The 8090-nt window shown below is 37.7% G+C and carries 8 protein-coding genes; 6 read left to right on the forward strand and 2 right to left on the reverse strand.

Annotated features, from left to right (window positions below; all coding sequences use genetic code 11):
- Positions 1-887 precede the first annotated feature (887 nt).
- Positions 888-1673 (reverse strand): SDR family NAD(P)-dependent oxidoreductase, encoded by a 786-nt coding sequence (locus tag P9B04_RS02375; RefSeq protein WP_342053395.1) that lies wholly within the window; start codon positions 1671-1673, stop codon positions 888-890.
- A 149-nt stretch (positions 1674-1822) separates the two neighbouring features.
- On the opposite strand from P9B04_RS02375, the gene P9B04_RS02380 reads away from it, so the two are divergent.
- Positions 1823-3010 (forward strand): LptF/LptG family permease, encoded by a 1188-nt coding sequence (locus P9B04_RS02380; RefSeq protein ID WP_446717959.1) that lies wholly within the window; start codon positions 1823-1825, stop codon positions 3008-3010.
- A gap of 36 nt (positions 3011-3046) precedes the next feature.
- On the opposite strand, the gene tatC is transcribed toward P9B04_RS02380, so the two are convergent.
- Positions 3047-3811: a twin-arginine translocase subunit TatC gene (gene tatC, locus P9B04_RS02385; protein WP_342053397.1), complete on the reverse strand. Its 765-nt coding sequence runs from the start codon at positions 3809-3811 to the stop codon at positions 3047-3049.
- A gap of 496 nt (positions 3812-4307) precedes the next feature.
- Between tatC and P9B04_RS02390 the strand changes: the two genes are divergently transcribed.
- The 5 genes from P9B04_RS02390 (at position 4308) to bioD (ending at position 7921) form a co-directional block, all read left to right on the forward strand.
- A complete protein-coding gene (locus tag P9B04_RS02390; RefSeq protein WP_342053398.1) occupies positions 4308-4475 on the forward strand; it encodes a hypothetical protein in 168 nt (55 codons plus the stop codon).
- A gap of 203 nt (positions 4476-4678) precedes the next feature.
- Entirely contained in the window at positions 4679-5311 is a 633-nt protein-coding gene (gene ruvA, locus P9B04_RS02395; protein WP_342053399.1) for a Holliday junction branch migration protein RuvA, read from the forward strand.
- Positions 5312-5372: 61 nt separating this feature from the next.
- Positions 5373-5657, forward strand: coding sequence for a DUF7734 family protein (locus tag P9B04_RS02400; protein ID WP_342053400.1), 285 nt, complete (start codon positions 5373-5375; stop codon positions 5655-5657).
- A gap of 33 nt (positions 5658-5690) precedes the next feature.
- Positions 5691-7160 carry a CIA30 family protein gene (locus P9B04_RS02405; protein WP_342053401.1) on the forward strand — a complete coding sequence of 490 codons (1470 nt, stop codon included), beginning with the start codon at positions 5691-5693 and terminating at the stop codon, positions 7158-7160.
- A gap of 65 nt (positions 7161-7225) precedes the next feature.
- On the forward strand, positions 7226-7921 hold the full coding sequence (gene bioD, locus P9B04_RS02410) for a dethiobiotin synthase (protein WP_342053402.1): 696 nt from the start codon (positions 7226-7228) through the stop codon (positions 7919-7921).
- Positions 7922-8090: the final 169 nt, after the last annotated feature.

Genomic DNA, 8090 nt, shown 5'->3' on the forward strand with positions numbered 1-8090 from the left:
AGGGTTATTTATTGTTTCGGACATTAAGTAATCCCTTTTTTTTGCTTATTTTTAGCATTGATTTTAATCACATTATCAATATGATCTAGTCTATTGAGATTAATAAAATAAGAGAACATAATAAATACAGGATTCAAAAAGCGGGTGCATACAACAGCAAGGGTTATTTATTGTTTCGGACATTAAGTAATCCCTTTTTTTTGCTTATTTTTAGAATTGATTTTAATCACATTATAACTATGATCGAGTCTATTGAGATTAATCAAATAAAAGAACATAATAAATACAAGATTCAACAAACGGGTGCATACAATACTAAGGGTCATTTACTATTTCGTACAGTAAATGACCTCTTTTTTTTGCTTATTTTTAGAATTGATTTTAATCACATTATCAATATGATCTAGTCTATTGAGATTAATAAAATAAGAGAACATAATAAATACAGGATTCAAAAAGCGGGTGCATACAACAGCAAGGGTTATTTATTGTTTCGGACATTAAGTAATCCCTTTTTTTTGCTTATTTTTGGCATTGATTTTAATCACATTATAACTATGATCTAGTCTATTGAGATTAATAAAATAAGAGAACATAATAAATACAAGATTCAACAAACGGGTGCATACAATACTAAGGTTCATTTACTATTTCGTACAGTAAATGACCTCTTTTTTTTGCTTATTTTTGGCATTGATTTTAATCACATTATCACCATGATCTAGTCTATTGAGGTTAATAAAACAACAGAACATAATAGATAAGGATTCAAAAAGCGGGTGTATACAACACCAAGGGTTGTTTATTGTTTTATATACAGTAAACAACCCTTTTTTTATTCTTAATAGTATTTCAATGCAAAACAACCTAACTACCAACTCAAACAATCATGCTCTAAATTGCTTTTCTACAGCTTTGAGCAAGAATTCTCGAGGAAAAAACCGAGAAGAATTAACAATTAAGTTATTAGCAACCCCTCCAGTTACAACGTTAGATTGATTATTTTCTAAAGCTTTAAGGGCATCTTTAACAACAGTTTGTGCTGATGTTAAACCGCTATTACTCTTACTTTCAAAACTCTGGGGAAAGTCCGCCACTTCAAAGAAATTCGATTCCGTTGGCCCGGGACATAAAGCTAAACAGTTGATTCCTTTTTCCTGATTTTCTGCCCATAATGCTTCTGTGAAACTAAGAACAAATGCTTTTGTTGCGGCATAAGTGGATAAGTAGGGCAAGGACTGGAAACCAGCAATGGAAGCTACATTGATAATACTGCCTTCTCCCTGTTGTTGCATTTGCTGTAAGAATAAATGGGTCAACTCCACCAAAACAGTAACATTGAGTTGAATCATCTCTAACTGTTTAGATAATTCTCGTTGAGCAAACGGTCCATAATCCCCAAATCCAGCATTATTAATCAAACAATCTACAGTTAAACCCCGATCTTGAACCAGATCGTAAACTTTCTGTCCTGCTTGGGGTTCGGTTAAATCTTGTATAATCACCTCAACAGTGATGGATGTCTTTTCCTTTAACTGTTTAGCTAATCTATATAGTTTATCCTCGGAGCGAGCAACTAAAATGAGATTGGTGCAAGAAGTCGCTAACTCTTCGGCAAATGCCTGTCCGATACCTGAAGATGCCCCAGTAATGAGAGCCGTTTTTATTGCCATTGTGGTTACAATTTAGAAGGAGTTACTATTGTTAAGGATTGTAACGCAAGCCAAAGGAAATAATGCAACAGTCAAGCTACTTCAATTACTCGTGCAACTCACCTTTTCCTTGTTCGTCAGTAGCCTTATGAATGATACCCCGAAAATCCATGCCCATGAAACTTATTAGATATATCGGTCGCTTTATGCGATCGCCGTGGGGTGGTTGGTCTTTATCCTTAATGGATCGCTATATTACCTCACAATTGATTAGTCCGTTGCTATTTTCTGTGGGTTTAGTGTCTGTCTTAGGAGTAGCGATCGGTTATTTATCGGACTTAGCGGATAAAGTAGTAGATTCTAATTTACCTTTGATGCAAGCGCTAGAAATTTTGCTGCTGAAGGTGCCGGAGTTTACAGCTTATGCTTTGCCCATTTCTGTGATGTTAAGTACCTTATTGACCTATGGAAGGCTCAGTAACGACAGCGAATTAATAGCTTTTCGTAGCTGTGGGGTGAGTCTTTATCGGCTGATTATTCCTGCAGTGGTGATTAGTTTGGTGGTGACAGGGGTAACATTTTTAATGAGTGAGTTGGTGGTTCCTGCCGCCAATTATAGAGCTACGACTATTTTAGTGGAGTATTTACAGGAGGAACGTCCTTACTGGCAGAATAAAGACATTTTTTACCCTGATTACGAACAAGTTATCTTACCTAATGGGGATCAGGAAAAGCGGTTAAGACATCTATTTTTTGCAGAACAGTTTGATGGTGAAAATCTGAAGACTTTGACGGTTTTAGAGTGGTTAGAAGAAAGATTAAATCGCATTGTAGTATCAGACTCAGCTACCTGGAATAGACAAGAGGAAACGTGGGATTTTTTCAACGGAACTATCTACAAATTAGCTCCAGATGCTTCTTATCAAGAGGCAGATCCTTTTGAACATCGACAGTTACCTTTGACAAAAGCTGCCTTTGAATTCGCTTTGCAAGGTCGCGATCCCTACGAAATGAATATTGTTCAGGCGAAACAGTATATGAGAATTTTAAAGATGATGGGAGACGACAAAAAGTTACGGATGTTTCAGGTGAGAATTCAACAAAAACTAGCTTTTCCTTTTATTTGTGTGGTGTTTGGGGTGATTGGTTCGGCTTTGGGAGCAACCCCTCAACAGATGGGTCGAGCGACGGGTTTTGGCTTGAGTGTGCTAATTATTTTTAGTTATTATTTGTTAGGGTTCTTGATAGGTAGCTTAGGGTTAACGGGTTTAATTTCACCCCTTTTAGCAGGGTGGTTGCCAAATATTGTGGGCTTGGCTGTGGGATTTTGGTTACTGTATTATTTTGCGGAATCTTGATGTTGTGACCAAACTTAGAAAATATGATTATTTTGGTTATTTTCCACTCAATTTAACAACACCAATACCTCCAAAGTATAGACCTAAGACAGCCCCTGCTAATAAAGATTGAGTAAAAGGATCGGTTGAAGGAGTTAAAACTGCTCCCAAAATAACTGCCCCTAAAACGATTATTCTCCATCCCTTTAACATTTGCTTTGAAGAAACAATCCCTAACTGTCCTAAAAGTAGTTGAATCACAGGAATTTGGAAAGCAATGCCTGTACTAAACATCAATAATAGGACAAACTTAAAATAGCGATCAATGGACCAAGACTGTTCAACAACATCCGCTCCATAAGCAATGAAAAAGTTTAAGGCAGCAGGAATTAACGCCCAATAGGCAAAGCCAATACCTGCGAAAAATAATACACTCGAGCCTAAAACAACAGGTGCCAATAAACGGCGTTCCCGACGGGTTAAACCAGGTAAAACAAACTGAATAATCTGATATAAAATAAAGGGACTCGCCACCAACAAACCGCTATAACCAGCTACTTCTACAGAGACAAAAAAGAACTCACCCGGTGCTAACTGTAAAAATTTTACTCCTTCGGCAGGAACTTCTAACCATCTGACTAACGGTTTGACCACCAAAAAACAACCAATCATGCTAACACCTACGGCAGCTAAAGCATAAAAAATACGCGTCCGCAGTTCTTCGAGATGGTCAAACAGAGACATTTCCAGTTCATCGGGAATTTCGTTAAGATAATCTTCGTTTTGTTTTTGATTGGAAGCTTGGGTGTTAGTTTGGGTCATAGTCTAGGTGTAATATCGTTGCTCGTACTCTATTTTAGTCTTTTCTAATTGTAGTTATTCAACTAATCCCAATGTTAAAGCAAGAAGCATGGAAAATGCCTATAAGTACCTAGACAAAAATAAACGTTACAGTTGAGAAGAGGCAGGAAGCAGATGCCAAACTGATAGCAGTTTTCAATTGGGTATATCAAAATCTCGGTTTACTTCGACTTCGCTCAGTAACAGTGAGGGTGGGGAGTGTATTTCGACTTCGCTCAGTAACAGGGAGGGGTGGGAAGTGTGGGGGCTATTTTTCTTTGAGTTTGTAATCTATGCATAAGAAAATTGCTATGAGTTCGGTGTTAGTACTTGTCTTACAACTATGTTCACAAATATTTACACAGCGAGCTTCCTTGAAGTTACTGAGAACCTTGTACATTTACTTAAAATAGACTTAACCAAATAGTTAAAGTAATGATATGATATTAGGGGAAAGCTCACAGAATGAGGGCTTCAGATGACGAATTTTTTGTTAGTCACTGATAGCAACCAAACTCTGTTTAGTAGTAATGGGGAATTGATTATTCTTAGGAAAATATTAAAGAAAAAACGCCGAGAACGTAATAGAAAAATTCTCTATTCTACCCAAAAATCATTAGAAGTTTACCATCAACTGAGTCCCTGAACAAAAATAAACGTTACAGTTGAGATGAAGTAGTAAGCAAGAAAGTATTCAGCAAGAGTATGGTTGTCGCTATGTTTACATACGGAAAAAAGCCTAGCACAACATCATAAGACTAGAGTAATTTGAGAAAGTTGAAATTATTTTAGACTTTTCAAAACTGGATCGTTGCTCACAAAATTTTGTAGAACATAAGCTAAAACTCTGTGATTAGTTACTTAAAAGGTAGTCCCATCGAAGTTATCAAGAATACTAATAACCGTGTAACATTGGTTTTAGAAGCCAATCAAATCGGTTATGAGTTACAAATCCCTTCAAAATTGGCGCGAGATATTTCTCAAGACAAATTAGAAAATATCCAAGTTTTTACCCACCTCCAAATTAAAGAAGATCAACAAATATTATACGGATTTTCTACTACAGCAGAACGGGAATTATTTCGTCAATTAATTAGTGTTAGCGGTATTGGCGCACAATCAGCTATTGCTTTAATAGATACTTTGGGATTAGAAGAATTGGTTCAAGCTATCGTAACAGGAAACACCAAAATGTTATCCCAAACCCCAGGTGTAGGACAGAAAACTGCTGAGAGAATTGCCCTAGAATTAAAAACTAAACTATCGCAATGGCGAAAACTTGTAGGAGTAACCGTCACATCTTCTTCTGCCATGCCATCTTTAGAAATTTTAGAAGATATTGAGATGACTTTGTTGGCTTTAGGATATACTAATGAGGAGATAAGTAAAGCAATTTCTACCTTGAGTCAAGACAATCTTATGTTGAAAAATACTAACACAGAAGAATGGATAAAAGAGGTGATCGCCTGGTTAAGTCAATGAATAGTCATAGTAATTCTTATACTTGTAATGTTGTACCTGAACATGAAAATAGTTATTAAAGATGTCGTTATCTAAAATACAACAGCTAGAACAATACACAACTAAACACCGTCAAGAAGTATTATTAATAACGGTTAATATTGAGGGAAAAGAAGATCAATTGATGATTTTTAAAGGATTTTCTAGTTCTTTGATGCGTCCAACAGAATTTAACGCAGATATCCCCATCTTACCAGAAAAAGCAAACATCCTTGCGATTGATCGCCTGGAAAGTCCCTATAACCCAAATACTCCTAATTACATCCAAAAAGGATTAACCTGGGAACAGATGGAAAACTTATTTTAAACTATAATAACGTAGGAGTTCAATAAGAGGATCATGGGTGAAAAAGAACGCCAATCTTGGGACTTAGGACGTTTTCTAAACACACTAAACTATTTTGAATTAATTCCATTCTTTAGTGATCTGCAAAAACTTTTCAATTCCGATAATCGTCCTTCACTTAATCTAAACAGTAACACCATGAGCATGATTTTAGTTACCGGAGCTACAGGGGGTGTGGGTAAGCGTGTAGTTCGTCGTCTATTAGAACAAAATTATTATGTTCGCGTCTTAGTAAGGGACATCGAAGCAGCCAAACCCCTTTTTGACGATAAAGTAGAAATTATTCAAGGGGATGTAACCCGTCCCGAAACCTTAACCTCAAGACTCCTAGACAACGTTTCGGCGGTTATTTCTTGTGTGGGAACCAAAGTTCAACCAGTGGAAGGAGACACCCCCAACCGTGATAAATATTCCCAAGGAATCAAATTTTATATGCCACAAGTAGTAGATAGTCCCCAAGAAGTAGAATACTTAGGGATGAAAAATTTAACCGAGGTAGCAAAGAAATATATTAGATCAGACACAAAACTATTATTTGATTTTAGCCACCCCACAGAAGCGATCAAAGATACTTGGGGTGCAGTGGATGATGTGGTGATGGGAGGAGTTAGCGAAAGTAGTATCCGTTTAGAACAAAATAAAGCAGTGTTTTCCGGCAATGTCTCCATCGCTAATAACGGGGGTTTCGCCTCCGTGAGAAGCAAAAATCTTAACCCGCCAGTGGATCTTTCTAATTACGAAGGCATAGAATTGAGGGTGCAAGGAGATGGTAAACGCTATAAATTTATCATTCGTTGCGAAGGTAGATGGGATGGTGTGGGTTATAGTTATTCCTTTGATACCTTTTACAACACTCCTACCACCGTACGTATCCCTTTTTCTGATTTAATACCGGTATTTCGTGCCAAAACCGTGCCGGAAATGGGCAAGTTTGATCCTAGTTGTATCTATTCCATGCAGTTGATGCAGACAAAATTTGAGTACGACGGGGAGTTAAACCCGAAGTTTTCTCCTGGTTTATTTCGCCTAGAAATTAATTCAATTAAAGCCTACGGACACAAAATTAACACCCCACAATTTATTTTAATTAGTTCCGCCGGTGTCACTCGTCCCGGTCGATCTGATATAAATTTAGAAGACCAACCCCCGGCAGTAAAAATTAACGATCAACTCGGTGGTATTCTCACCTGGAAGTTGAAAGGAGAAGAAGTATTGCGTCAGAGTGGATTAAACTACACTATCATCCGTCCTTGTGCTTTAACCGAAAAACCAGGGGATAAAACCTTAGTTTTTGAGCAAGGTGATAACATGAGAGGGCAAGTTAGTCGAGATGCGATCGCAGATTTGTGTTTACAACTACTACAGTTGCCAACAGCTTGTCAAAAAACCTTTGAAGTTTCCGAAGAAGACAAACCCAACCAACAACAACTGAAGGAAGCTATCGCATCTTTAAACCAAGATTAGCAGTTAGAGAGCAAGACTTGTGCTGCAGTCTTTTGCCTGCTCAAAATTAAAACAATGGTCATAACATGACAACCATATTTATTGTTGGTACCGATACCGAAGTTGGTAAAACTGTGGTCACCTCTGCTTTAGTCGCTTATTGGCAAACCCGTCACCCCCAAGAGTCGTTAGGGGTGATCAAATTAATACAAACTGGTACAGGGGATTATGAACACTATCAAAAACTGTTTCCTGATGTAGAGATAGTCAACCCCTTACGCTATGATACTCCTGTTGCTCCTCCTGTGGCTGCTGAGAGAGAAAATCGCCCCATTCCTTTGGATTTGGTCTTAGGAAGTTTAGAGGACCTACAAGAGCGTAAAAAGCTGGTATTAGCAGAGGGACTGGGGGGTTTAGGTTCCCCCGTAACTTGGGAGTTAACCGTAGCTGATATCGCAGGGAACTGGGGTTTAGAGACAATTTTGGTGGTTCCTGTGAAGTTGGGAGCGATCGCTCAAACAGTAGCTAATGTCGCCCTAGCCCGTCAACACAAGGTAAATTTAAAAGGGATCATATTAAGCTGTCCACAACCCATATCTGAGCAAGAAATCCTTGAGCTTACCCCTATTTCTTTAATTGAATCTCTAACTAAAATTCCTATTTTGGGGGTCATTCCTTATTTAGAAAGTATCAAGGATGTTTCTAAATTAGCTCACGTTGCTAGTAATTTAAAGTTATCAGTCATCATTGACCAGTTATCAGTCGTTTCATTCCAGTGTTGATAAATTGAATTAAAGATGAAAGCGTCAAGCGTTGGTTTAATCTCACTCACAGCATAAGATAGAGATTGATATGTTTCAACTGATGGCTGATAGCTGATAGCTGATAGCTGAACCCGGGAGCGACGCAAAAATGTCGCATCGACTAAATCTAGTCCAGGCAAGGGCTTGA

This window comes from Crocosphaera sp. Alani8, assembly GCF_038442745.1.
Taxonomy (GTDB): Bacteria; Cyanobacteriota; Cyanobacteriia; order Cyanobacteriales; family Microcystaceae; genus Crocosphaera.